This is a genomic window from Salmonella sp. NW177 (assembly GCF_051811585.1).
Lineage (GTDB): Bacteria > Pseudomonadota > Gammaproteobacteria > Enterobacterales > Enterobacteriaceae > Salmonella > Salmonella enterica.
On the sequence record NZ_JAMMZV010000005.1, the window covers coordinates 298343 to 325110 of the forward strand.

Sequence of the window (26768 nt, forward strand, 5' to 3'; positions counted from 1 at the left end):
GCTCGCCCTCGCCGACCTGAAGCACGCTGCTGTTGGCAATAGTCCCGGTCCCCAGCGAATCCGCATGGTCAACCGTCAGCGTACCGCCGGAAATAGTGGTGCCGCCGGAGTAAGTGTTATCGCCGGTCACGATCAGCTCATCGCTACCGCTTTTGACAATTTGGCCCTCGCCGGTCACGTTGTTATCCAGCGTGCCCTGGCTCAGCGCAAGCGTTGCGCTTTCTGCAATCGTCACATCGCCAGTGCCGAGCGAGGCGGCGTCTTTGGCGGCCAGAATGCCGCCGACAATTTCAGTGTCGCCGTAGTCGTTGCCGGTGTTGCTGAGGATCAGCGTGCCGTCGCCTTGTTTGGTTAGCTTGCTGCCACCCCAGTCGGAGGTAGCCGTGGTTTCGTCCAGTTCGCTGGTGACGGTAAAGGTACTGTCTGCATCAACGGTAAAAGTGCCATGCGCAGCGCGCGCAGAATTTGCGCCCGCGTACCAACTCAAGCCCGTAGACAACTCGTAGTTGGTATTATCATTCGCATCAACGCCCGCGTTGATCGTAAGGTAATCCGGCATAGCGGAAATGTCGGCATCCAGCGTTACGCTGTCAAAATCGGTAGTGATCGCAGTTTGCGAATCAATCAGCGTGACCGATCCAAAGTGTTCGTCGGTTTCGGGCGCGACAAAGGTGGCCGTTGAGCTAAGGTTCAGCGTCCCGTCCAGCGTGACGTTGGCGGCTTTGATAATTGGCGAGCTGTTGGCGGTATCCAGCGTCGCGTTTATCTGGCTGCCGTCCTGCAAGGTCAGGGTATTATCCACCGTCAGCAGCGTACCTGTCGAACCGCTCGCGTTGCCCAGCGTAATGCCGCCGTCGTTGGTCAGGTTGCCGACGGTTGACGGGTCGGTCATGTTCCACAGGCTGGTTTCGTCGAGCGACAGCGTAGTAAACATCGCATCTACACGACCGGTTAACGTGGACTTCTGGCTTAAAGAGAGCGATGACGACGACGTGTCAGTCTGGACAATGTTGCCGGTCAGCGTCATGTTTTCGGCCTGAATAGCCGCTTTGCTGCCCAATTTGATCGCGGTCGGCGCCGCAAAGGTGCTGTTGGTGAGCTTAATGGGGTCGTTAATGGTCGTGCTACCATCAACGTTCAGTGCGACAGTTTTTGAGGTGACGTTTGCGTCGCTGACCGTGAGCGCGTTGATATCTTCATACCAACTGCTTTTCTTTTTGCTGGTGATAAAGATGCCGTCGCCGTCGGCGTTGATGGTGGCGCCGTCGATCCTGGCGTCCGACGCCAGAATATACACGCCCGTACCGGCAGAGGTAATATTGCCGCCTGTAATATCCAGGGTGGTGGCGTTATTGGCCTGCACCGCCGCACCGCTGGCGTTGGTATGTGTTATAGTCGCGTTGGTGAGATTAAGATCGGCCTTATTGCTGCCCTGGATGGTGCTTATCGTACCTGTAGAGATGACCGAACTATCCGACAGGTTCAGGGTGGAACCCGCATCTGTCGCAGAGGTACCGGCAACAACGTTTATCTGGCCTTGCGCCAGGGTGATTTTACTACCGTCCAGCACGTTCAGCGTACTGCCTTGTTGCACCTGCGCGCTGCTGCTGTTAGCTGCCTCAACGGTGGTGTTGTTCAGTGTCGCTGCTGAACCCGTATACAACGTCATTACGCCGTAATTGCCGCCAATATTCAGCGTGCTGTCCGTTAACATCAGTGTGCTGCCATCCGCTGCGGTAATACCCTGAGTATAAATGCCCGTAGTGGTTATCTGCGCGTCGGTAAGATCAAGGATCGCATAATGATCCAGCGAAATGGCGTTGGAAACATACTTACCGCCATTCGGATCATCGGCTCCGCCTCCGCTTGTTTCAATGACGAGTCCAGTCCCTGTGACCGTAGTAGGCTGCCAGCCGACGGTGGCAACACCCGAGACATAGAGTGCCGCGCCATCCTCAACTCCCGAATAGGTCATCGGCGGCGTTGAATCATCCAGAACGTGGGTCTGCGCATCAGCATATGATGCCTGATTGTCGGCCATGGCCAGCGGGCTGAAAAATCCGAGCGCCGCAGCCACGGCGCAAGCCAGCACATTGCGCGTTGCTTTTATTATTTGTCCATATTCGGACTTTTTATTTAGGGAATGGGTTTCACTCGCGCATACTTGCGCTTTAACTTTGCTGTGGCCTCGCGCCAGTTCTGAAGCCACAACATACATATTTCGCACGGCGCTCCAGACAATACTGTAGGTCCTGTTCAATTTTTAAATTTCCTTTTAATAACGTTCACGAAGCAAACTGGATTTTGATTGGCTGTAAATAGCTTTTAAATGGTGTATATAAATGAGATAAATAATAAATGATAAAAATATGGTTTTATGAATGATTGCAATCACCTGTAACAATATATTATCAAAGCCAAATTATTAACCAATTTCAAGGCCTATTTCAATATCAGGTCAACTTTTGATTAATTTATAATTGATATAAATATATCCATCTCTTTTATATATATTTATATTGTGAATATCATTTAATGATTTCATACATTGAGATAAATAGATGCGCGAGGCAAAAAGGGGTAATTATCATGCGACACCTGGCGTTATTTTAAATATACTCGTCATACTTCAAGTTGCATGTGCTGCGGCTGCGTTCCCTCCCCCCAGTCACTTACTTTAGTAAGCTCCCGGAGATTCGCTCGCTTGCCGCCTTCCTGCAACTCGAATTATTTAGAGTATATAGGTAGCGCCAGACGCGTAATACGTTAATACACACACGTCGCATAACCTGCTGTGCTTGCCGGCTTAATGGCGCAGTTTTGTTGCCTGGTATTCTCATCCACGCCGCAATACATGCCGCCGCTCGAGGTTGATTTAGATAAACAGGGATAGCCCTGCGTCGGCCAGCCTAACGAGCTACAGGATTCGCCGCATCAGATCGCAACTAACGCTACCCTGATATACCGGGATCGTTACACTGTCGGCCTGAGGCGGAGTGCCGTTAATAGCCGCAGTTTGCTCAGTGAGTTCCTGCCATGCGCCGCTGCTTCGCACGGCCTGCGCGAAGAAAGGCGTTAAACTGAGGGCGCATAGCAGCAGCCAGAATAAAAAACCGACACACTTTTTCGATTTCACTGACGTACCTGAGAAAGGTCCATTTCGTTGCAGTTCATTCCGTGAATACAAAAACGTAAAAATGCATCGCTACCGGAACAACGCCAGCCGCAAGGGATACCCAGGTTGGGCGACGCAATGCGTCACCCAACATTCAAAGGCGCTCCCGGCCCCATTCACTACGGCACCCGGCACGAGCCTAAGCCCGAGGTCGTCGATTTTTCACGATTACAGGTTGTCTGGCCGGTCGTTTCGTTAAATGAACAGTAGACCTTATTGCTTTGACCTTCATCTTGCGACACATAATCCCAGGACGATGTCGTCGGCCATTGCAACGTGCCGATAACGCTCTGCAACGCTTTCAGATCGTCCAGCGAGGCCATATTTTCCTGCGATCCGCAAAGATGTGTCAGCGATGTTTCAACGTGCTCGGACTGATAATAATAGTTCGACGCCCAGTATTCGTTAGTCATCAGCCAGGTATACTGGGGCATGGCAGAGAGCTCGGCTTTCAGATACGGGCGGCGCAGCGTAACGCCGTTCACCTGCACGGTATCCGGCATATGACCCCAGTATGACGCATACGGCGTATCCGGGCTGGTTTGTACCGTAAAGATTGCATCCACACTCGCCGCCTCATCAAATTGATTCGCAAGCGCCGCCGTGACAGACGTTTTTAACCCCGACGATTTATCCTGAGTTAACGTAAACCGCAACTTACCGTCATCGCCAGTGAAGCCAGACCATTTTGTGCTGAGGCCATTCTGGTTATTAAACGCCACTGCCGCACCCGCCGCAGGTGCAACCGGCGTCAGCATCATATTCGCTGGCGAAGTTGTAAACGGAACCGGCTCGCCAATCACGCCGGGATCAATGTATTGCTTATCCACCGCACCGCGCGAATAAGCGTATCCACGCGTCAACAGTACGGCCACCCCGGCCTGCGGCTGCCCATCGTCGTTAGTCACCGTTGCCGTCATCGGTATCGTTTCGCCTTTTTTCGCCACGGCCGCTGATTTATCGGCGTTCCATGCGTCGGAAGAGAGCGCGATATTCAGCCCGCTGCGCGGTTTTGTCAGGCAGAGTTGTAAGTAGTAGTTACCCGGGTTTTCCGACATGCTGTAGTCTTTCCCCGTCTTGAGATCTTTATACTGCCAGTAAAGGGTTGAGCCTTTCAGCAGGCTATCGCCAGCCCACCACCGCTTCCCGACGGGCAATCCAATATCGGTCGCCACCTTGCCGCTTGGGTGATCCTTGTACAGCGCCGTGAAATCATCTATCGCAGCCATCTGATTCATCGGACACCCACCGTAATTACCGGTATTAAAATTATTCACCATGATCCAGTATTCATTGGTTTCGAAATAGGTATCCGTGTGCGCCTCCGATGAGGGCTCGCCTACCACCAGCGGGCGCTTAAACTCCGCACCGTTGCTGGCGGTGAAGGTCTCCGGCATATGGCCGTACATGTTGGCCTTGTCGCTGTCCGGGCTGGTGAGGACGGTGAACACCACCGGCAGCGATGAGGTCGCCGTCGGCGTATCGTACAGACTCGCGGTCAGCAGGTTTTTCAACCCTATGCCGCCGGGTTCGGCAAGTGTCAGAGTCAGCGTACCGTCCGCGCCGGTGGTGCCGGTCAGAGCCGATGTGGCATAGTAAAACTGTTGCTGCGCACCGGCGAGCGGCGTCACCGTCATGTTGGTGCCGTTAGTGGCTACAAATTTATTATAGTCAGTGTTGCGCGGCGTCCCGGCGTCGCGTTTAAGCGAAAAAGCCGTATAAGGCACCGGGTTGCCCATCGCATCGGTAGTGGTGATGAGCAGCGGGATCGACTCGCTGTTTTTCGCCTTCACCGCCTGAATAGCGTCATCCATCGCCTGCGGGGAGGTGAGGGTGATCTGCGTGGCCTGCGGTATCGGCGTCCTGGCGCAAATTTGGTACTGCCAGGCAATGCTGGGCGAGCTGTTTTCTGACCGACGCGAACCATCAGCCAGATCGACTGCGTAATAGAAGTCAACTTTTGCCCCGCTGGAGAGTGACGTCGAGTTCGATCCGCTCCAGTAAGAATAGTAGACCGGCCAGCCCTGGGCAGTATTTATCGTTCGGTTCGGGTATTTGCTGTAGAGCGAATCCAGCGCCTCAACGGCAGGGTAATAGCCCGCCGCGCAACGGGCCGGATTTGCCCCTTCACTGGCAGGCCCATGAAAAACCGCCCAGGTTTCGTTGGTTTCTTGCTTAGTCGTAGTATTGTCCGTACTGGCCAGCTCAGCGTACAACAGCGGGCGCTGGTACACCGCACCATCTGCCGCCGTCAGCGACGGCGCCATATGCCCCCACATGCGGGCGACGCTGACATCCGGGCTGGTGACGACGGTAAAGATGGTGTCAATGCTGGCGCTCACGGCGGCATTTTCATACAGCGTCGCGTTAATCGCGGTGCGGGTGCCGTGGGTGTCCGGGCGGGTAACACTAATAATGCGGGTGCCGTCAGGGCCGGTCTGCGACCCCATTTTAGTGGTGGTCCAGGCCAGCGATTCGCCGTCGATCACCACGGGCGTCACGATGCCTTGCAGATCGTCGCCGTCCTGGGCGGTATACTTTTCGCCCCGGCGATCGTAACCGTCGCCGCGGGTGAGCACAAATGGCGCTTCCGGGACCGGGTTGCCGCTGGCGTCCTTCACCGTCACCTTGAGCTGTAGGGTATCGCCCTTTTTCACTTTGACTGCATGCACGTCGCTGCCGTCGTACCACAGCGATGGATCGACCGGTTCAATGGTGATGGCGGCTGGTACCGGGTTGTCGCTGGCCAGGCAGCTGGCATAAATGGAGACGTTGCTGTTGGCAAATTCACTGCCGTTCGCCAGCGCGATCAGTTTCCAGGTGGTGGCGCTCTGGTAGGTGGACGACCAGTAGTTAAGATAGACTGGCCAGCCCTGAATGCCGTTAATTTTGCCACCGCTGTTGGCGTTATACAGCGCCTCAAGCTGGTCGATGCGCGGCAGGCGGTTCGCCGCGCAGCCGCCCGCATCCGGATTGCCCGCCGCGTCTGTGTGGGCCACACGCGTCCAGGTCTCATTGCTCTCGTCCTGGGTACGCAGCGGGTTGCTCACTTCACCCGCCAGTTTGGGCCGCTCAAAGGTCCAGTCACCCACGGTAATTGTGTCGGCCATATGGCCCCACATTTTGGCTTTTGCCGTATCCGGGCTGGTGGCGACGGTAAACTTCACGCTGCGGGAAACCGGCGTATTGATGTATGAATGGATGGGCACGATGCTTAACTGTGTCAGCAACCCCACGCCCTTATCCTGGGTGAGGATAATGGTCGCATCGCCGTTGGCGTCGGTGATCCCCTGATAAACCTGTCCGGCAACGTAGCCGACGCCGTCAAACTGCATCTCGCCGTTGCTGGTATCGGTAAAACCGGTCGTCAGCCCGTCGCGCCGCCTGCCGTTCGCCATGGTGACGGTGAAGTCGGTATTGGCGATCGCCATGCCGTTAAGAGCGTTGCGCGAATGGATGTTGAGCTTAATCTGTTCACCCACTTTGGCGGTCATATCGGCATTTTTGGTCGCCGGGTCGTCGTTGAAATAGACGTCCAGCACCGCCACCATTTCATTGGCCGAGCAGGTCAGGTAGTTCGGCGTATCGGTAAATTTGCCGCTATCGCCGTTTTCGAGGTTGACGTGTACCGTCCCGGAGGCGTCGCTGTCGGCGGCGATGTAATAATCTTCGGTCGGCCAGCCGTGTTCGCTTTCCATCTGCCCGCCCGCATGTTCGCTGTACAAATGCGCCAGCGACGACTGATCCGGCACCTGGCCGGTACCGCACTGCGCGGTGGCCGACGCCACGGAGTTAAATGTCGCCCACTGTTCGTTGTTTTCGTCGAACTGGCCGTCTTTATGGCTGGCCTCCACCGCCAGCAGCGGGCGTTTGTACAGGTTGCCCGCGTCCACCACGCCGCGCATATGGCCCCACATGTTGGCGCCGTCCACGTCCGGGCTGGTGATTACGGTGAAAATCACGCTAAAGGGCAGCTCGACGTTGCCGCCTTCGTCGTCCGGCATCACGATGCGGATGGGCGTTTCAACCCCCATGCCGCTGTCGTGTTTTAACGTCAGATGCGCCTGGCCGTTAACGTCAGTCACGCCGGTATAGTGCTCCGGCGAGGAGGCGCTCATGCCTTCGGAATCGACGGTGACCCGCTGGTTATCCCACGCGTCCTGATGCTCCCCTTTGCGGTTTGTCGCCGGGTCGATAAACAGCTCCATATAACGGTAAGGCAGCGGTTTTTGCGTGTCCCGGTCGACTACGGTCATCGTCAGATTGATCTCGTCCCCCACCTGCGCTTTATACGGCCCCACCGGAGAAAGGGTAATCTGCGGGTGCGCCGCAGGCTGGGCTTTATCCACGCAGCTGACCAGCAGCGTGTCGCTGTCGGCGGCCCTGACGACCGATGCGCTGTTCATATGTACGGCAGCGTGGTAGCCGCTCATCTGATCTTTGGTCGACGACCAGTATTCGGCATCGTCCGTCGCCGGCCAGCCGGTGTACGTTGCCAGCGTGCTGTGCTCATGTCGCATCTGCACCAGTTGTTCGGCGTCCGGCAGAATATTGCAATGGTTATCGGCGCCGCTCCAGTCGAACAGCGCCCAGGTTTCGTTGGTATCGACGACGCTTTTGTCAGCGCCGCTCGCTTCCGCCGCCAGCTTCGGGCGGGTGAAGGTGTAGGTTATACCGTTCAGCGTCGCGGTGGTGCTCTCCACCATATGGCCGTACATACTGGCCTTATCGCTGTCCGGACTGGTGATAGTGGTGAAAATGACGGCGGTTTCAGCCGTAAGCGCCGGGAAGTTGACCGAGCTGACAACCAGCGGCGTTTTGACGCCGGGGCCTTCCTTCTGGGTGACCACCACCGTGGCGTTGCCGTTGGCGTCAGTGACGCCGCGATATTCCGTTTGGGTGGTCGTAAGTTCGGTATCGCCAACGCGAACCGGGTTGGCATTGTTGACCACACCCTGGCGGTTTTCCGCATCTTTACGGCGGATGACAAACGGCGCGTTGCCTTCGGGCGTGCCGTCGCACGCTTTGGTGGTGATGGTGAGGGTGATGCTCTCCCCTACCTTCACTTTTGATGCCTCAAAAGCCGAATCAACGTGATCGCCGCTGACCGTAACCGGCGTGTCAGTGGCCGGTTTAATGTTGAGCGTCACTTTCGGGCTTAACAGCGGAATGGTCGCATAATTCGGCACCCCGGTATTCGTAAAGAGCCACAGCGCGGGAACGTTGGTTTCATCTTCCACCTGCGCCCAGGCCACCAGCTGTCGCCCGGCGAGGTTTTGGGCGCAAAAGGTCAGGTTCGGAACCGGCTGCGGCGAGAGCGGCGTGTCGGGCGTGGCGGCATCGGCCCATACCAGCCCCATGGCGGGCGGCTGGCGGTTTTCCCAGGCGATGGTGGGCGGATCGCTAAAGAGATCGCCTTCGGTATCGGTGGAATTGACCGCCTGCATCGAGGTTGAGGTAGCATCCGCGCTAAAATCGCGCGGCATGGCGCTGAATTCAATATCGTGGGTTTTGCTCGGGTCAAGCAACGTACTGCCCTGATACAGGGGGATAATGGCCCCGTCGGCCAGCGGCGCGGTGCCGTTAACCGCGCCGGTCGTCGAGTTCAGCTCTTGCCAGGTTCCGCCCTTCAATAGCGCCTGCGCAGGCGCGATCGACGCTGCAAACATGACCAGTAATGTCAGTAAGAAATGTACAACTTTATTCACTTGCCGATTCCTGTCCATGAGCGATAGCCACCCGTTTTCATTCTCTGTCGTAATTCAACCCACTTTGCTTAGCGCGCGGCTAAGCAAAGTGCGCGGAAAATACCACTCCCCGCGGGGAGTGGTATGTTGAGGACAACTTATTTGCGTTTGTAGTCGATGGACAAACCAAAGCCCTGGACACCGTCGCTACCCACGGTAACGCCGCCTTCCGCACCCTCGAACGCCTCTTTCGCTTCGGCGTTGGTAAGCGGGATGACAAGGTCTTTATCGTTCCAGCTTTCGTTGACAATACCGCCGGCACCAGTACCTGCTTTTGCGCTGGTCCCCATGAATTTCCAGCGGTAGTCATACTGGCTGGTAACGTCTTCACCGGTATCATAGGTACCGTTGCTGTTCTTATCGCTCCACAGCAGCACTTTATAGGTGGTGTCGGTTTTGAGCGGAGTAGAGGTACCCAACAGGTTGGTGGTTGAGCCAGACTCATAGATAACCACATGGACGTTTTCATCCACCACCGGACCTTCCGGAATTTCGTCATCATCCGAACCACCGCCCGCATCGGTCGACAGGTCTTTCAACAGCAGTTCGGTTGCCACGGCAGGGTCACCGGTGGTGGTGGTCGGCGTGATTTTGATACCGATATAATGGTCTGCGTCAGCCGCCTGAATTTCATAGGTATCGCTACCTTTGGTGCCAATCTCTTCGGGATTGCTACCATTCTGGTCGCTGTATCTCATCCACTGCACCGTCTGTTTCGTGGCGGCGTTGTCGGTGTCGAGGTCGCCTTCCGTATCGCCAATCGCCCAGTTCACCGTGACCTTATCGCCAACGTGAAACTGCTTATCGCCTTCGGTCACAACGGTACGAACGCCGCGATCGATAGTTACCGTTACGTGATCTTTGTCGGTATCCGCAGTTTTATCCGCCGCACGGGTAATCCACGGCACCGTACCCTGAATGGTGCCCGTCTGTTCAGTGGCACTCTGCCACTGCCCCGATTTCAGATTACCGTTTGCCGCCACCGCTGGCGCGGCGCAATATCCGGCAACTACTAATGCTAAAGCGACCTTCGTCAGCCGCCGTTTTACTGTTGCTTGCATTCAGACTCTCCTTTTTCTCCAAATTCAGCGGCTGGCTGGTCAGCCATAACGCTGACGCTATTTCTGGCTATACGTAACGCGTATGCCGTAACCCTGAACGCCATCTTCCTCATTGGCGGCAAACTTCTGCGCCGCCTCTTTATTGGTTACTGGCAGGACAAGATCTTCATTCATGGTGTTGGCCAACGCGCCGGTATGTCCGTTTGTACTCTGCCCGGTAAACTCCCACTGGTAGTCGTACAGCGCCATCTCTTCTTCCGTGAGCTGCTCGGACATCTGAAAAACATTGTCTTTATTTTTGTCGCGCCACAGCAGGAAACGGTAAGCATTATTGACCGTAGGGTGCTTATCTTCTTTGCCGATAAGGTTGACAGGGTTGGCGGCTTTGACCTGATAAATCACCGCATTCAGCGCGCTCAGGTTGTCGCCGATAAAAGTGACATCAACGTAGTTACTGTCGCCATAGGCGTCTGCTTTCGCCTTCCAGCGGAAAGTGCCTGGCAGGGTGCTGGAAAGCGTCACCGTCCCCGCGTCTTTATCACGACTGGCAATAAACACGCAGGGGGTTTCCGTGGTGCAGGGCGTCTGGGCCAGGGTGACTTTTTTATCATTGCTGTCGTACAACTCAGGCGTCATGGCATCGTCCACCAGTTCGTTACCATTGCGATCCGTGGAGTCGCCAAAGGAATCGGTGATCAGGAGATCCATCACCACGCCGTCTTCGCCATCGGCCAGCGCGCTGGCTTCATGGCTGTGATCGCTGCGATCGGTATCGGCAATGTTGTCGACGATCAGCTCAATTTTGCGATCCTGCTGGACGGTGATTTCCACCACGCCGGAGTTCTGCTTATTGCCCTTTTCGTCTTCCAGCGTCATGCGTACTTTCCAGGTGTTCAGGGCGGTGCGCTGCTCTTCGGTATCGGCGTTAACCCAGGCAGGAAGCACCAGATTCCAGCTGTTATTGTTGCCTTCGGTTAACGCATTAGCTTTTACTACCGGCATCACCAGCGTACGGGCGGCGTTGTTTTTCGCCTGCCAGGAAGCAGAAATAATTTTGTAATGGTGGTTAATCAGCGCGTTGACCGTCCACTTACATTTCTCCAGCCCCACCGCGGCCTCAGGCGTATCTTCAATCACGCATTCCGGGTGTTCGTTGGTGGCGTCAGCCTTCAGCCACAGCGTGACGTCCAGCGGATCTTTCTCGCGATATTCGAGAATGATGAAATTGTTGCGATCGACAAAATCGGTGCGGCTGCCCATTAAGGAGTGCTGAATTTTAACGTTTTCCGGATCGAGTTGCGCCGCCAGCGGCGTGCCTATCTGGTAGTTCACGGTCGCGTTAACGCTAAAGTCGTTACTATCGCCAGTACCGGCTTTGTAATCCGTACCAACCGTGACCAGCGGTACCGGCGTATATTCCAGCCCCAAAGTGACGGCATGAGGATCTTTTTGCAGATTATCGGTGCCAAACAGCGCTACTTCATCGCCGTAGTACTGTTCGTAAACTAATTTAGCGCCAAGCTGCGGATAAAACGGCAGCCAGCTTTCCATGCGGATATCCCAGCCGCGCGCGGGTCGTTCTTCATAAAAGTCGAAATCTTCGGAGTCTTTCCAGTCAGAAAGAGGATGGTAATAGTTGCCGGAGAATTTCAGGTAATCTGTCCAGGCTTCGGTTCCCAGACCTAATCGACGGTGACCGCGCGTAAAATCGTAGTCATAGAATGCGTTGCCGCCAAGCAGCCAGTTGCCGACGTTCTGGCGCACGCCAAGCCCAAAGTTACCAATGGTGCGGTCTTCCTTACGCTGAGCCGAAATCTGGCTAAAGAAAAGCGTGCTCTGATTGTCATACTAGGGAATAAAATAATCCAGCGAACTGCCGTCCAGATCGCCGCCTTCGCCCACGGTGAGGCTGGTACGGATCTTGCCATAAGGTGACATTACGCCTTCAAGATATGACTGTGCTGAGGAAGTAATTTGGTTTTGCAAATAGCTACGCGCCTGGGATTCCAGCGCTTCCGGGGTGAGATTATCAAAGCCCTGGGTGGCGGAATTAATAAAGTAGTCAGCGCCCTGTTCTTTAAAGGACTTTCCTTTATTTTCCTGTTCTTCTTTTTTGGCGGATTCGCTGGCTAAATCAGGCAAGGAGGAGTGGCTTTCATCATTTGCAGATACAGAGTTATCTGCGCCGGAAGCCGCAACCGATACTCCAGACACTAATAGCAAAACCAGAATGCGAATCCTTCGCACCATATGATATCCCTGTCGTTAAATAAACACGCCTCGATGAAAAGATATTATATGGATGATTCAGATGGAATCATAACTAACAGACCTAAATATATTCCTAAAAAGAAAAGTTTAATATGAAACAGACTTATAATATTGATATAATAAATAAAAAGAAGGCTGTTATTTATTTCTAATATTAATTTTTGGGAATAATATTCTCTATAAATAATTGAATCAATAAAAAGAATAAAATAGCCGTCGGGCAGGAGACTATGCTGATATTACGGGAGTATCGAATAACGCTTTTGCCCTTAGCCGGATAAGACGTCGGCGCCTCTGCTCTGCGGCGCAACGTCAACAGCGGTTTTATTGATCGGAAATGACGAAGTTAACCCGTTTTTTTGAAATTAAACCATGACCGTTCTGGCAAAAATAGTCCACTGCGCCGCAGGCTTTCAAAACCTGTAACGGCTGGCGGCAGTCAGGACACATTGCCTGTAACGAGAAATCTTTAGCGCATGTCTCGCAATGCGCTGTATCGCCATTGCGCTCCAGCGCGTGATGGCAAACGGGGCAGGTTATTTCCATAACATTCTCCTCAGGCGCGTGACTCACTTTTACTTGAAAGGCCTGATAGCGCAGCGCTTGTCAGGCCTGGAATATTACTGAAAAAGCATTACTTGCTTTTCTTGATATGTTTCATCAGACGCTTACGTTTGCGCATTTGCGTTGGCGTCAGTGTGTTACGCTTGTTCGCATACGGGTTCTCCCCTTCTTTAAACTGAATGCGAATCGGCGTCCCCATCACTTCCAACGACTTGCGGAAGTAGTTCATCAGATAGCGCTTATAGGAGTCTGGCAGATCTTTTACCTGGTTGCCGTGGATAACCACAATCGGCGGGTTATAGCCGCCAGCGTGGGCATATTTCAGTTTCACACGGCGACCGCGCACCAGCGGCGGCTGATGATCTTCCACCGCCATCGTCATGATACGGGTCAGCATCGCAGTGCTCACCCGGCGAGTGGAACTGTCGTAAGCCTCGCGTACGGACTCAAACAGGTTGCCGACGCCGCTGCCGTGTAGCGCAGAGATAAAATGAACGCGGGCAAAATCAATAAAGCCCAGACGGAAATCCAGCGTCTCTTTCACCTGCTCTTTGACTTCCTGGCTCAGGCCATCCCATTTGTTGACTACGATAACGAGTGAGCGCCCACTATTGAGGATAAAGCCCAGCAGAGACAAATCCTGGTCGGAGATCCCCTCGCGCGCATCGATGACCAACAGTACGACGTTAGCGTCTTCAATCGCCTGCAACGTTTTAATCACCGAGAACTTTTCTACCGCATCGGTGATTTTTCCGCGCTTACGCACCCCTGCCGTGTCAATCAGCACATATTCCCGTTCGTCGCGTTCCATCGGGATATAAATGCTGTCGCGAGTGGTGCCCGGCATGTCGTATACCACCACGCGCTCTTCACCGAGAATACGGTTAGTGAGTGTGGACTTACCTACGTTCGGGCGACCGACAATCGCCAGCTTGATCGGCAGGCTTTGCGGGTCAAAATCATCTTCCGGCGCTTCTTCGCCATTTTGTTCCGCCTCGAACTGCGCCCAGTATTCCGCGTCTTCATCCACCTCTTCCTGCGGCGCGACATCATCCATCCACGGCAGAAGCACATGTTCCAGCAGGCTCAATACGCCGCGACCATGTGAGGCGGCGATAGGGTAAATTTCGCCTAATCCCAGCGAGTAAAAATCGACAACCGCCTGATCGGGATCGAGACCATCCGTTTTATTCGCCACCAGGAAGGTCGGTTTTTCACGGGAACGCAGATGTTTGGCAATCGCTTCATCCGCCGGCATCAGGCCAGCGCGCGCATCAACCATGAATAACACTACATCCGCTTCTTCAATCGCCAGCAGCGACTGTTCCGCCATCCGCGTTTCGACGCCGTCTTCGGTGCCGTCAATACCGCCGGTGTCGATACAGATAAACTCGCGGCCTTCAACTTCCGCACGACCGTACTTACGGTCACGAGTCAGACCCGGGAAATCCGCAACCAGCGCATCTCGGGTGCGGGTCAGACGGTTAAATAGCGTGGATTTTCCGACGTTAGGGCGCCCGACAAGCGCGACCACAGGTACCATGTTTAAAGCCTCATTAAAAAAATCATCAGACAACGCGCGCATTTTGCGCCATTGTTAAAAACAGGAAAACGGCCCCTACACCAGGAGCCGTTTTTTAAAACGCACAACCGTGACGATTAACGCGTAATCGCGTAGACCGTACCGTCTTTGGCCTGGATGAGCAGTTTACCATCCGCCACCGTCGGTTCGGTCAGGAAACCGGAACTGTCTACTTTTTGTTGGGCCACAAAACGCCCGTCATCAACATTAATCCAGTGCAGATAACCTTCGCTATCGCCGACGACTAAATCACCATTATACAGCACCGGGGAGGTCAGCAAACGGTGCAGCAGATCGCTTTGCGTCCACAGCGTTACGCCGCCGTCAGTGGTCAGCGCCAGCACGCGATCGTTCTGATCGACCAGGTAGATACGGTCGCCGTCGACGATAAAGTCATTGACCGAACCCAGCTCGCGTTTCCACATAATCTGACCACTGCGCAGATCCAGCGCCGTTAAGTTACCATTATACGCCAACGCGTAAACGACGCCGTTTACCACAACCGGCGTGGTATCAACGTCGCTCAGACGGTCAATTTCCGTTGGGCCAGTGGCCTGGGAGATACGCTGTTGCCAAATCATCTGGCCTTGTTGCATCAACACGGCGCTGACGCGGCCATTATCACCACCAACGATAGCCGCGCCGAACGCGGTTGCCGGCGCAGATTCGCCGCGCAGCGACAGCGAAGGCATATCCAGGTTCACCGTCCATTTAATGGCGCCATCCGCCTGATTTAGCGCCTGCAACTGACCGTTGCTGGTATGGATAAGGACGATTCCATCACTGACAACCGGGCGAGACAACGCTTCGCCTGCGACCTTCGTCTGCCATGCTGTAGTGCCGTCGCTGGTATTCAGCGCATAAACCTCGGCCTTTTCACTGCCGATATAGACGTGACCGCCCGCGACCGTGACGCCGCCGGACAACAGCGCGGACGAACGAGAGAACCAGCCGTCTTTCTCGCCCAGATTCACAGACCAGATCTCTTTGCCATCATCCGCATTGAGCGCTTTTACCACGCCCGCGCGATCGGCTGCATAGACCACGTTATCTGCCATTACCGGATGAAGGTTAGAATAAAATTCGCCAATTCCGTTACCGACAGAGGTGCTCCAGACAGTGGTCGGGGTAAACTGGTTTTCAACCTGCGGTAATGGAGACATCTTGACGACATCTTCTTCGCCGCTAAACAGTGAACAGCCGCTGAGCAGGGTAACGGAAAGCAACCCTGGCAGAAGTAATTTACGCAATTGCATCGGGTCCCTCTCAGATGGACAAATTATTGATTTTCATCTGCATCATTTCGCTCAACGCCGGAGAAGCATCGCTATTGACGCCCGCTTCCCATGCGCTGCGCGCGCCTTTTTTATCACCCTTACTCAGCAACGCTTCGCCGCGCAAATCAGCGACAATGGCCGTCCATCCTTCGCCTTTAACGGCATCCAGAGTTTTCAGCGCGGCATCAGCTTGCTTAAGCTGTAACTGAACGCGAGCGAGACGCAGATTAATCACCGCTTTGAGATTTTCATCGCTGGTGGCCGCCAACCCCTGCTGCAACTGGGCTTCGGCTTTTTTAAGTTCATTCTTATCCACAAACTGCTGCGCCAGTTCCATAGACGCCAGCGCACCATAGGTATTTTTATTCTCAGCCGCGAATTTTTCAGCGGCGGGAATGCTATCCGGCTTATCGGCGCTTACCGCCGTCACCGCATTTTGATACGCTAGAGAAGCAGCACGCGCGGACTCCGTCTGATGGCTGCTCCAGTAACGCCAGCCAACCAGCGCGCCAACCCCTAAAATCACTCCGACAGCCAGCGCTTTGCCGTTTTCGGCAAAGAAGCGTTTAATCGCATCCACCTGGTCGTGTTCGTTCTCGTAAATTTCCACGCTGTCCTTCTCCTTAGCCCAATAAAGTGCGCAAATGCGCGGCGACGCTGTCCTGCGCCACTGCCGTTTGCTCACCGGAGCGCAAATCCTTCACTACAACAGTCCCATCGGCGACTTCAGATTCGCCAAGAACCAGTGCAATACGGGCGCCCCACTTATCGGCGCGGGCAAACTGTTTCTTAAAGTTGCCGCCGCCGTGGTTTGTCATTAGCTTCACGCCTGGCATTTCATCGCGCAGCCGCTCCGCCAGCGTCATTGCCGCAGACTGCGTTTGTGCGCCGGCAGCTACCAGGTATATATCGACAACAGGAGAGGCAATAAATTCCGGATTAACTGCCTGAACTAACAAAACAAGTCGTTCCAGGCCCATCGCAAAGCCCACTGCCGGGGTAGCGCGACCGCCCAGTTGTTCCACCAGACCGTCATAACGACCACCCGCACAGACGGTGCCTTGTGACCCCAGACTGTTTGTTACCCATTCAAATACGGTGCGGTTGTAGTAATCCAGACCGCGTACCAGACGCTGGTTGACGGTGTAGGCAATCCCCGCCGCGTCCAGCAATTTACACAGGCCGGCAAAGTGCTCGCGTGAATCGTCATCGAGATAGTCGCCGAGAGCGGGCGCGTCGTTGAGCAGCGCCTGCACGTCCGGATTTTTTGAATCCAGCACGCGCAGCGGATTGGTATACATACGGCGTTTGCAGTCTTCGTCCAGCGTCTCTTGATGCTGTTCGAGGAACGCGACCAGCGCATCGCGATAGTTCGCACGCGCCTCTAATGAACCAATAGAGTTCAGCTCCAGGCTAACGTGGTCAGCGATGCCCAGCGCGCGCCACCAGCGTGCGGTCAGCATAATCAGCTCCGCGTCAATATCCGGGCCTTGTAAGCCGAAGACTTCGGCGCCTAGCTGATGGAACTGACGGTAGCGGCCTTTTTGCGGACGCTCATGACGGAACATCGGGCCGATATACCACAAACGCTGTTCCTGATTGTACAGGAGACCATGTTCGATGCCGGCGCGTACACAGCCCGCCGTACCTTCAGGGCGCAATGTCAGGCTATCGCCGTTGCGATCCTCAAAGGTGTACATCTCTTTTTCAACCACGTCAGTAACTTCACCGATCGCACGTTTGAATAACGGGGTCTGCTCTACAATCGGCAAGCGGATTTCACTGTAACCGTAGCTGCCGAGCACGTTTTTGAGTGTGCCTTCAATGCGCTGCCAGATGGCGGTTTCGCCAGGCAGATAATCGTTCATGCCGCGAATGGCTTGAATGTTTTTTGCCACGTTTATTCTCTTTCTGAATATAAAAATGAACCCTCAGCGCTTCCCCGAACGAACCGGGAGCCATGCGGGTTCAATCATACACGGGAAGCGCGCCGCTTCCCATCACGTTCTTATTTTTCAACCTGCAGCACGTCAATCCGACGCGCTTCATCAAGTTGACTTGCTTTCGCGCGAATACGGGATTCAAGCTGCGCGATCATATCGTCGTTATCGAGTCTGTCCTTACGCACACCGTCTTCATACAGGCCGCTTTTCTTATTGCCGCCCGTCACGCCCAGCGTCGATACCAGCGCTTCGCCCGGTCCGTTCACTACGCAACCGATGATCGAGACGTCCATCGGGGTGATGATATCTTCCAGACGCTGCTCCAGCGCGTTCACCGTGCCGATAACGTCGAACTCCTGGCGAGAACAGGTCGGGCAAGCGATGAAATTGATGCCGCGCGCGCGAATGCGCAGCGACTTCAGGATATCGAAACCGACTTTGATCTCTTCCACCGGGTCGGCCGCCAACGATACGCGCAGCGTGTCGCCGATACCTTCCGATAACAGCAGACCTAAACCGATCGCCGACTTAACCGCCCCGCTACGCGCGCCGCCCGCTTCGGTGATCCCCAGATGCAGCGGCTGATCGATCTGTTTAGCCAACAAACGATAAGACTCAACGGCAAGGAATACATCGGACGCTTTTACGCTCACTTTGAACTGATCAAAGTTGAGACGATCAAGATGATCCACATGGCGCATGGCTGATTCCAGCAACGCCTGCGGCGTCGGCTCACCGTATTTTTCCTGCAGATCTTTTTCCAGCGATCCGGCATTTACGCCGATACGAATAGGGATGTTTTTGTCGCGCGCGCAGTCCACCACCATACGAATACGTTCTTCGTTACCGATATTGCCGGGGTTGATACGCAAGCAGTCAACGCCGTATTCCGCTACTTTCAGCGCAATGCGGTAGTCGAAGTGAATATCGGCAACCAGCGGGACGTTAACCTGCTGTTTGATAAGCTTGAACGCTTCGGCGGCGTCCATGGTCGGTACAGAAACACGAACAATATCTGCGCCAACGCGTTCCAGCGCTTTGATCTGATTAACCGTCGCTTCCACGTCAGTTGTACGCGTGTTAGTCATCGACTGGACGGCGATGGGGGCGCCATCGCCAATCGGCACATTCCCAACGTAAATACGTGTCGATTTTCTACGTTGAATCGGAGCCTGGTTATGCATGAAAAATCTCCCGCGTTACCCGTCTGTTACTGCGCCGGTGTCGGTTCGGCATTAAGGGTCAGACGCGCAACCTGATTAGTTCTGATAAAGCGGCTCAGATCGACAGGTTTTCCTTGATACTGGATCTGCACCGCGGCCGGCGCGCCAATTTTAAGTTTATAAGGCGCCTGACCGGTTAGGTTTAAATTACCATCTTTACGCTGCATACCACTAAACAGCTTCTTACCCGTGGCGTCAGTGACTTCGAGCCAGCAGTCAGCGGTAAAATTCATCACCAGCGCGTTCGGATCGGCAGCAGGCGCCGCTACGCCAGCCTGACTGGTCGGCAGCGCGGACGGCGTCTCCGTTGCCGCTGGCGCGGCAGATGTCGCAGCCGTATCGACATTCGCCTGCGAAGGCGCGACTACCGTATTTTGCGTCGCCGCCGCCGTTGGCGCTGGCGTTTGCGTCGCCGCCGTCGAATCAACCGGCGTCGCAGGCGCCGGAGCCGTTTGCGCTGGCGTCGTATCCTGGCTTGTCGCGTCACGGGTGTCCAGCAGTACGCTTTGGCCGCTGTCTTTATCTGCGTTCAGTTCAGCCGTGCTTTGATCGGCCATTGTCGTGATCTCTTCCTGCTGCGCCTTATGGTTCTGCCACCACCAGGCGCCGGTCAGCCCTACGACCACAAACAGTACCAGCCAGGTAAAAGACATTAACCAGCCGTCGCGTTTTTTACGACGCTTTCCTAATGAGAAACTCTGCATCGGGGCGACTTTGGCGGCGCGCAGCGGGGCCTGCTTTTCCAGCCCCGGCAGCAGTTCCTCTTCTGGAACATGCACCAGACGCGCATATGAGCGGATATATCCGCGCAGGAAGGTTGAAGCAAGATCGGACGGCGCCTTATCTTCTTCAATATCGCGTACCGTAGAAACCTTCAGGCAAAGTCGCTCAGCGACAGCCTGCTGGCTGAGTCCGAGTTGTTCACGGGCATTGCGCAGACGAACGCCGGTGGTTTGTGCTTCATTTTGGTCGTGCGTGGCTTCAGTATTCATTCGCTACAGCTACAGGTACGTGTAAATTAGGATTCAGGCGCCGACGAGCCGTAATGCCCGCCCACACCGCGAAACATCAGGTTAGTTAACCTTAGTCAGACAGTATAAGCCTGTCAGGCCGCAGATGACAAAACCGCTAAGACACAAGGCTAAACTCTTGTTGCACCATTACATACTGCCTTAAAGTCGACAAAAACGCACCGTTATTATTGACCAGACAAGTACAACGCCAGACATTATTCAACTGACATTGCGCCACGGTATAATGAATGCCCCGTGGCGCAACTGCTATCAAATAGCCTTGATGTCAATCACCTCTCCCTGCATACGCTTACGCAGGGTACGTTTAGTACGGTCAATCACATCGCCTGCCAACTGTCCGCATGCCGCATCAATGTCATCGCCACGCGTCTTGCGTACGATGGTCGTGAAACCATAACTCATCAAAACCTTAGAAAAGCGATCGATACGGCTGTTAGAGCTGCGGCCATACGGCGCGCCAGGGAACGGGTTCCACGGAATCAGATTAATCTTGCAAGGCGTCTCTTTTAATAGCTCCGCCAGTTGATGCGCGTGTTCAGTGCCGTCGTTGACGTGGTCAAGCATCACGTATTCAATCGTCACGCGCCCCTGATTGGCGTTGGATTTCTCCAGATAGCGGCGAACCGCGCCCAGGAACGTTTCGATATTGTATTTTTTGTTGATCGGGACGATTTCGTCGCGAATAGTGTCATTCGGCGCATGTAAGGAGATAGCCAGCGCGACATCTATCATATCGCCCAGTTTATCCAGAGCAGGCACCACGCCGGACGTTGAGAGCGTGACGCGGCGTTTGGACAGGCCGAAACCAAAGTCATCGAGCATAATTTCCATTGCCGGTACGACATTGGTCAGGTTAAGCAATGGCTCGCCCATCCCCATCATGACCACGTTGGTGATCGGACGCTGGCCGGTGACTTTGGCCGCGCCGACGATTTTCGCCGCACGCCAGACCTGACCGATAATTTCCGATACGCGCAGGTTGCGGTTAAAGCCCTGCTGCGCAGTTGAACAAAACTTGCACTCCAGCGCGCATCCTACCTGTGAAGAGACACACAGCGTAGCGCGGTCGTCCTCCGGGATGTAGACCGTTTCAACGCGCTGATCGCCGACAGCAATCGCCCACTTAATGGTGCCGTCTGAGGAACGCTGCTCTTCAACGACCTCCGGCGCGCGGATTTCCGCGACCTCTTTTAATTTGCCGCGCAACACTTTGTTGATGTCGGTCATCTCATCAAAATTATCGCAGCAATAGTGATACATCCATTTCATCACCTGATCGGCGCGGAAAGGCTTTTCACCTAAGTTTTTAAAAAACTCGCGCATCTGCTGACGGTTGAGATCCAGCAGGTTGATTTTTGTTTCGTTGTTAAGAACTACCGGGGTACTGCTTTCAGGTGTGACAATTTGTTCAGACATATGCTATTCCGGCCTCGTTATTACACGTTATGGCCCCTGGAGGGTTGAAAAAAGAAACGCCCCGGTAAGCTTACTGCTCGTCCGGGGGCGCTGCATTGTACAAATTCTGGCGTAAGGATGCCACGTCTGCACGCGGCATTAGCAAAAATAATATTTGAACCGATAATTTATCGCCAACGCATTTACAGCGTGAAAGACGAAGGAGATTAACGGGTGCGCGGGCACACTTCGCCTTCACCGAAGAAAAAGGCGATTTCGCGCTGCGCGGATTCCAGCGAATCCGAACCGTGGGTGCCGTTTTCAGTTAAGCTATCAGCGTAGTCGGCGCGCAGCGTACCCGCCAACGCGTTCGCCGGGTTGGTGGCGCCAAGCAGATCGCGGTGACGCTGTACCGCATTTTCGCTTTCCAGCACGGATACCACGATAGGGCCAGAGGTCATGAACTCCACCAGACCGTCAAAGAACGGCTTGCCGTCGTGCTCAGCATAGAAGCCGCGCGCCTGCTCAACGGTCAGGTGCAGCATTTTAGTGCCAACAATTTTGAACCCTGCAGCTTCAAAGCGCGCAAAGATGCTGCCAATAACGTTTTTTGCCACCGCGTTGGGTTTAATGATGGAAAAAGTCCGTTCAATAGCCATGTTTACCTCTGAAATATGTTCTGTTGTTATGTCAGGCGCGGATTATAAAGAGCATCCCATCAATTGCCTATGGATGCAGGTAACATTTTTTTAAAATAAAATGAGCATTAGCAACAAAAGTTAAAGGCGCACAGCAAACTCAGGGGACTGACACAGCACGCAGTGCGTGTGTTCAGGCGTGAGAGCATGGAAAGTACGTTTGCAGCTTTCGCAGGTGAGCGTATGCACCGCACTATGCCGCGTTGACGCGGGTTCCACGTCAAACCGCAGCCGCAGCGCCTGATGCGGACATACCGCCGCACAGCCGCCGCATCCCGTACAACGCGCCGCCGCTATCGTCAGGGTATTGTCGTCAAACTGGATAACGTTTTCCGGGCAGCTTCGCCAGCAGGCGCCGCACATCCTGCACTCTTGCGGACTGATTTCGGGTACGCATTCGCTGAACGCGGAAAACGCCTGTCTGAGACGCCGTTTCCCCGGCTCGACGGCGCACGGGGTAATGGCGTCGCGCGGAACATGAAACAGAGTACGCCGCGAGGCGTTAATCTCCGCGCCGACAACGTGTTTGAAAGACCAGCCCGGCTCGCCGTAGCGGCGCAGCGCTAAATTTAGCCCCGCCAGCGCCATCAGCCACTGCGCCGATCGCTCCACCGCAATATCAATAAAGCGAATACCGTACTGGCTGTGCCAGAGAAGCAGTTCATCGACCGTTGGCGCCTGTAGCGAAAACGGCCCCACCAACGTATCCCCCTGCACAAAGCGTTTAACCGGTTTGATACCGGTAATGGCGTCAACAGGACAGACAAACAGACAGTCGCCACAGGCTATGCAGCGCGTCGTATCTATGCTGACCTGCCCCTGCGCCAGCGAAAACGCCTGCGCCGGACAAACATCGGCGCAAGCGCGGCAGGAAGAAAAACGAAAGCGACGACGGACGCAGGCCTGCGTCACGTCTACCGCCGGATCGATCGTCAGGTTAACCATCAGCCAATACTAAAGAAGACGTAGCGCAGCATAATCTCACCGAGAAGCAGCAATACGCTGCCCGCCACCAGCGTCCCTCTGGCGTTTCGCAGACCGCCTGCGGCAAAGCAGAGCATTCCCGCCGCTGAGACACACCAGCCGAGAAGATAGACGTCGCGCAACTGCGCCAGCGCCTGTAGCGGATGATGCGGGAAAGTGACGACCGTCGTATCCACCGCATTAATATCCGCCAGCCATAGCGGCTGCATGATCAGGCGAATCAGCACCATCAGTGCGACCACTACCACAGCGCAGCGCATTGCGGCGCCAGCGTTGCGCAGATAAGCCAGCGCAATGACTACCGAGCCGATAATGCCTGATGTGCCAAAAAACAGCGCCAGCGTGTTGCTATGCTGCCAGGTCGCCACCGAGGCATGGATATAAACCTGCGCCATGCAGAATACATCCACCAGCCCAAACGCTGCCGCCAGCGCCAGCAGCGGCTGCCAGCCTGGCTTTCGGAAAAACAGCAGCACAACCCCTAGCCCCAGCGCCGCCAGATAAAGGCTGGCAAAGACGATTTCGCGAGTCAGCCACGAACTGGCGACATGACGTAACGCATTTAGCGCATTCAGGGGATAGCCCATGTGCAGCGCTGAAGCAAGCAGCCCCACGCAGGCCAGCACAAACGCCCCCGCCATCGCGGGAAGCGCGCCGCGTGCAGGCACGCGTCCCTCTACGGCGTACTGGCGGCCCAACGCCAGCCACACTGTCACACCCACAGACCCTTGCAAACAGAGCGTAAAAATCAGCAGCGGTAACTCATGCATGGCGTTTACCCTCTTTTTCTGCGCCCTGATGCGCTTTTACAACCAGATTAGGCTTGGTTATGGATGAATCTGGCAGCCCGTTAACGTCGCATACGCTACCGTACTTCGCGCGCAGTTCATCAATCGGACCAAACTTGATGGCCTCCAGCGGACAGGTCGCAACACAGACGGGCGGTTCACCTTTCGCCAGTAAATCAACGCACATGTCGCACTTGGACATTTGGCCAGTCTGCTCGTTAAGCTGCGGCGCGCCGTAAGGGCAGGACCAGGCGCAATAGCCACAGCCGACGCATTTGTCGGTATCAACGCGCACGATGCCGTCGCCCGGGCGTTTATGCATAGCGGTAGTCGGGCAATTTTTGGTGCAGACAGGGTCCGCACAGTGGTTGCAGGAAATAGAAAGCGTATAAGCAAATACGTTATTGCTGACCCCGCCCTGCCCGGTCGGGATGAAACTTCCGCCCTTGACTTCATAGACGCGGCGGAAACGACGGCCTACTTCCAGATTGTTTTTGTCTTTGCAGGCCACCAGGCAGGCTTTACAACCGGAGCAGCGTGAGGAGTCGATGAAAAACCCCAGTTGTTTATCGCTCACCGGCGGGTAATGTGTAAACTGACTCATGCTTTAGCCACCTCCACCAGCATGGTTTGATGTGAATTTCCCTTCGCCAGCGCGGTAATACGGGCCGAGCTGAGGACGTTCGCACAGCCGCCTTTATCAATACCGTTCTCATCCGGCTGCCACCAGGCGCCGGCCTGCATCGCGACAACGCCGGGAATAATGCGCGGCGTCACTTCCGCCGGGATTTCGCAAATCCCGCGTGAGTTATGAATGCGCACCATGTCGCCATGCGTAATGCCGCGCTTTTGCGCATCCTGCGGGTTGATCCACAATGTTTGATGCTGCACTTCAATCAGCCACGGGTTAGCGTATTGCGTTGAGTTGGCTCGGTTTTTTCCTTTCCACGTAATTAACTGGAGAGGAAAATCTTTCGCCAGCGCATCCTCCGGGCCTTCATGCGCGGGAACGTAGTGCGATAACGCCGGGATTTCCGGATGCTGCATGTCGTACAGGCGCTTCGAGAAGATCTCTATTTTCCCTGACGGCGTCGGGAACGGATGATTTTCCGGATCGCGAATATTGTCTTCAAAGGCGATAAATGGCGCGCTTTTGAACAGATGCTGACGGGTCTTTTGCAGCGTGGCAAAATCCGGCAGATTTTCGTCCGGCATCGCCAGGCGCGTCTGTTCCCAGATGTGTTCAATCCACGCTTTCTCATCGCGCCCCTGGCTAAATTCATTCTCAATGCCTAATTTCGCCGCCACCTCACGTAGCCAGTCGTAGTCGGAGCGACGCTCAAATTCAGGCTCAATCAGTTTTTCAGAGAGTATCAGGTAGCTTGCCGTGCCCCAAGTTTCACCGATGTTCCAGCGTTCCATGAAGCTGGTTTCCGGCAGCAGTAGATCAGCGTATTTCGCGCTCGGCGTCATAAACAGATCGCTGGCGACAATAAACTGGATCTTTGATTCATCCTCCAGTACGCGTACCGCCTGGTGCAGATCGGGGTTCTGATTCGCCAGATAGTTCCCGGCCAGCGAGAACAGAATACGGATGTTACTGTCCAGCTTATCGGCATCTTTCAGCCCCATATCCGGCGTCACTTTGCTGGCGTCGTCTGCGGCCTGCACCCAGTTCATCACCGAAATTTTGGCTTTTACCGGGTTATCCGGCATCTCCGGACCCGCGGCAAATTTACGGTTAGCGCAGCCGCCGTAACCCGCAGCCCAACCGCCTTTGATGCCGACATTACCGGTAATGGTCGCCAGTAGGGTCGAGCCGCGCGCGGTGCGTTCGCCGCAGTTGTGGCGCTGTGGTCCCCACCCCTGAATCAACGCAGCGGGTTTGGTATTCGCGTAATCACGCGCTAACTGGCGAATGGTTTGCGCCGGCACATGGGTGATCTTTTCCGCCCACTCGGGGGACTTAACGACACCGTCTTTGGCGCCGGTCAGATACGCCACCAGCGATTCGTTAGCCGGTACGCCTTCCGGCATTGAGTCTTCGTCAAAACCGATAGCGTAGCGCGCAATAAATGCGCGATCGTGCAGATTCTCGCTGATGATGACGTACATCATCGCGTCCATCAGCGCATTGTCGGTGGTGGGCAGTAGCGGGATCCACTGATCCGCCAGCGACGAAACGGTGTCGGAATAGCGCGGATCGACCACGATAAACCGCGTACCGTTCTGCTTCATCTTCTGCAGGAAATAGTTGGTATGACCAAAAATGGTCTCCGTCGGGTTATGGCCCCACAGAATCACCAGTTTGGTCTCCAAAAGCGTATCCAGCGAACTGCCGCTGGCGGCAATGCCGTAAGTATAAGGCGTCGCGGCCGCCGTGTTGCCCATACTCACAGAATGGTAGCTTTCGAGATAGCCGCCGGTCAGATTCAGCAGGCGACGCGCCATTTTATCGCCGGAAAAGGTGCCGCCGGAAACGGCGGTGCCAACATGAACATAGCGCGAAGCCGGGCCATATTTTTCAGTAATCGATTTTAAATTATCGGCGATTAAGGTTGTCGCTTCATCCCAGGAAATGCGCTCGAACTTTCCTTCACCGCGTTTTCCTACGCGCTTCATGGGATATTTAAGTCTGTCAGGATGATAAACAAATTTACGGTATGCGCGTCCACGAACACAGGCACGCATAACCGGCATTTGCGCATCCAGCGCATTATCCGGTCGCGTTGAAATTCGCGTCACGATACCGTCACTAACATGCGCCCGAATATCGCATTTGCCCCCACAGTCAAAAGTGCTGCATGTCTGAACGACTTTTTCCGCAGGCCTGTTTTCAGTTGCCGTCACAGCGCGCGCCTGAGCGGTAGCTGGCGAGGAGACAAACGGTAACGCAATAAGCGCGGAGCTGGCCTGGATAAAATGGCGGCGAGAAATAGCGGGCTGTTCGCCATTTCCCTGGCTTTTTATATTTTTCATGATCCGACTCGTCAAATAAAAACCCATTCTCACGTTTTTATGCGCTG

General features: G+C 54.8%; 16 protein-coding genes and 2 pseudogenes. All 18 read right to left on the minus strand.

Annotated elements, in window-relative coordinates; genetic code table 11:
- Positions 1-2260 (minus strand): autotransporter-associated beta strand repeat-containing protein (locus NA986_RS16190; protein ID WP_369551037.1); only part of this gene is annotated, 2260 nt, incomplete at its 3' end.
- Between the two features lie 658 nt (positions 2261-2918).
- Positions 2919-3136: pseudogene (locus NA986_RS16195) on the minus strand (hypothetical protein); the annotation flags it as partial.
- 158 nt (positions 3137-3294) lie between these two features.
- Positions 3295-8901, minus strand: coding sequence for a DUF823/DUF824 repeat adhesin RatA (gene ratA / locus NA986_RS16200; protein WP_077957228.1), 5607 nt, complete (start codon positions 8899-8901; stop codon positions 3295-3297).
- Between the two features lie 119 nt (positions 8902-9020).
- Positions 9021-9983 carry a SinI family autotransporter-associated protein gene (locus NA986_RS16205; protein ID WP_023216503.1) on the minus strand — a complete coding sequence of 321 codons (963 nt, stop codon included), beginning with the start codon at positions 9981-9983 and terminating at the stop codon, positions 9021-9023.
- A 57-nt stretch (positions 9984-10040) separates the two neighbouring features.
- Positions 10041-12233, minus strand: a pseudogene (gene sinH, locus NA986_RS16210) (intimin-like inverse autotransporter SinH).
- Between the two features lie 345 nt (positions 12234-12578).
- On the minus strand, positions 12579-12800 hold the full coding sequence (locus NA986_RS16215; RefSeq protein ID WP_000406469.1) for a zinc ribbon domain-containing protein: 222 nt from the start codon (positions 12798-12800) through the stop codon (positions 12579-12581).
- An 88-nt stretch (positions 12801-12888) separates the two neighbouring features.
- Positions 12889-14361 carry a ribosome biogenesis GTPase Der gene (der, locus tag NA986_RS16220; RefSeq protein ID WP_000249411.1) on the minus strand — a complete coding sequence of 491 codons (1473 nt, stop codon included), beginning with the start codon at positions 14359-14361 and terminating at the stop codon, positions 12889-12891.
- Positions 14362-14477: 116 nt separating this feature from the next.
- A complete protein-coding gene (gene bamB, locus NA986_RS16225; RefSeq protein ID WP_001177072.1) occupies positions 14478-15656 on the minus strand; it encodes an outer membrane protein assembly factor BamB in 1179 nt (392 codons plus the stop codon).
- A gap of 10 nt (positions 15657-15666) precedes the next feature.
- Positions 15667-16287, minus strand: a complete 621-nt coding sequence (locus NA986_RS16230; protein ID WP_000409190.1) for a YfgM family protein — start codon at positions 16285-16287, stop codon at positions 15667-15669.
- A 13-nt stretch (positions 16288-16300) separates the two neighbouring features.
- Positions 16301-17575, minus strand: a complete 1275-nt coding sequence (gene hisS, locus NA986_RS16235) for a histidine--tRNA ligase (protein ID WP_001107139.1) — start codon at positions 17573-17575, stop codon at positions 16301-16303.
- Positions 17576-17685: 110 nt separating this feature from the next.
- Entirely contained in the window at positions 17686-18804 is a 1119-nt protein-coding gene (gene ispG, locus NA986_RS16240; RefSeq protein ID WP_000551804.1) for a flavodoxin-dependent (E)-4-hydroxy-3-methylbut-2-enyl-diphosphate synthase, read from the minus strand.
- Between the two features lie 26 nt (positions 18805-18830).
- A complete protein-coding gene (rodZ, locus tag NA986_RS16245) occupies positions 18831-19835 on the minus strand; it encodes a cytoskeleton protein RodZ (protein ID WP_023216501.1) in 1005 nt (334 codons plus the stop codon).
- 291 nt (positions 19836-20126) lie between these two features.
- Positions 20127-21293 (minus strand): bifunctional tRNA (adenosine(37)-C2)-methyltransferase TrmG/ribosomal RNA large subunit methyltransferase RlmN, encoded by a 1167-nt coding sequence (locus tag NA986_RS16250; protein ID WP_000003206.1) that lies wholly within the window; start codon positions 21291-21293, stop codon positions 20127-20129.
- A gap of 206 nt (positions 21294-21499) precedes the next feature.
- Positions 21500-21931: a nucleoside-diphosphate kinase gene (gene ndk, locus NA986_RS16255; protein ID WP_000963846.1), complete on the minus strand. Its 432-nt coding sequence runs from the start codon at positions 21929-21931 to the stop codon at positions 21500-21502.
- A gap of 120 nt (positions 21932-22051) precedes the next feature.
- Complete coding sequence (locus tag NA986_RS16260; protein WP_000247783.1) at positions 22052-22915, minus strand: 4Fe-4S binding protein; 864 nt, start codon at positions 22913-22915, stop codon at positions 22052-22054.
- On the minus strand, positions 22915-23724 hold the full coding sequence (locus NA986_RS16265) for a dimethyl sulfoxide reductase anchor subunit family protein (protein WP_023216500.1): 810 nt from the start codon (positions 23722-23724) through the stop codon (positions 22915-22917). The genes NA986_RS16260 and NA986_RS16265 overlap by 1 nt, the downstream gene beginning before the upstream one ends.
- Positions 23717-24346, minus strand: a complete 630-nt coding sequence (locus NA986_RS16270) for a DMSO/selenate family reductase complex B subunit (protein ID WP_023216499.1) — start codon at positions 24344-24346, stop codon at positions 23717-23719. Before NA986_RS16270 ends, NA986_RS16265 begins: the two co-directional genes overlap by 8 nt.
- The gene (locus NA986_RS16275; protein WP_001519256.1) at positions 24343-26721 is read right to left on the minus strand and encodes a DMSO/selenate family reductase complex A subunit; all 2379 of its coding nucleotides are present in this window, start codon (positions 26719-26721) and stop codon (positions 24343-24345) included. Before NA986_RS16275 ends, NA986_RS16270 begins: the two co-directional genes overlap by 4 nt.
- Between the last annotated feature and the right edge of the window lie 47 nt (positions 26722-26768).

Coding starts and splice junctions, on each gene's coding strand:
- ratA (WP_077957228.1), bottom strand. CDS start 8,901: ATGGACAGGAATCGGCAAGTGAATAAAGTTGTACATTTCTTACTGACA.
- NA986_RS16205 (WP_023216503.1), bottom strand. CDS start 9,983: ATGCAAGCAACAGTAAAACGGCGGCTGACGAAGGTCGCTTTAGCATTA.
- NA986_RS16215 (WP_000406469.1), bottom strand. CDS start 12,800: ATGGAAATAACCTGCCCCGTTTGCCATCACGCGCTGGAGCGCAATGGC.
- der (WP_000249411.1), bottom strand. CDS start 14,361: ATGGTACCTGTGGTCGCGCTTGTCGGGCGCCCTAACGTCGGAAAATCC.
- bamB (WP_001177072.1), bottom strand. CDS start 15,656: ATGCAATTGCGTAAATTACTTCTGCCAGGGTTGCTTTCCGTTACCCTG.
- ispG (WP_000551804.1), bottom strand. CDS start 18,804: ATGCATAACCAGGCTCCGATTCAACGTAGAAAATCGACACGTATTTAC.
- rodZ (WP_023216501.1), bottom strand. CDS start 19,835: ATGAATACTGAAGCCACGCACGACCAAAATGAAGCACAAACCACCGGC.
- NA986_RS16250 (WP_000003206.1), bottom strand. CDS start 21,293: ATGTCTGAACAAATTGTCACACCTGAAAGCAGTACCCCGGTAGTTCTT.
- ndk (WP_000963846.1), bottom strand. CDS start 21,931: ATGGCTATTGAACGGACTTTTTCCATCATTAAACCCAACGCGGTGGCA.
- NA986_RS16260 (WP_000247783.1), bottom strand. CDS start 22,915: ATGGTTAACCTGACGATCGATCCGGCGGTAGACGTGACGCAGGCCTGC.
- NA986_RS16265 (WP_023216500.1), bottom strand. CDS start 23,724: ATGCATGAGTTACCGCTGCTGATTTTTACGCTCTGTTTGCAAGGGTCT.
- NA986_RS16270 (WP_023216499.1), bottom strand. CDS start 24,346: ATGAGTCAGTTTACACATTACCCGCCGGTGAGCGATAAACAACTGGGG.
- NA986_RS16275 (WP_001519256.1), bottom strand. CDS start 26,721: ATGAAAAATATAAAAAGCCAGGGAAATGGCGAACAGCCCGCTATTTCT.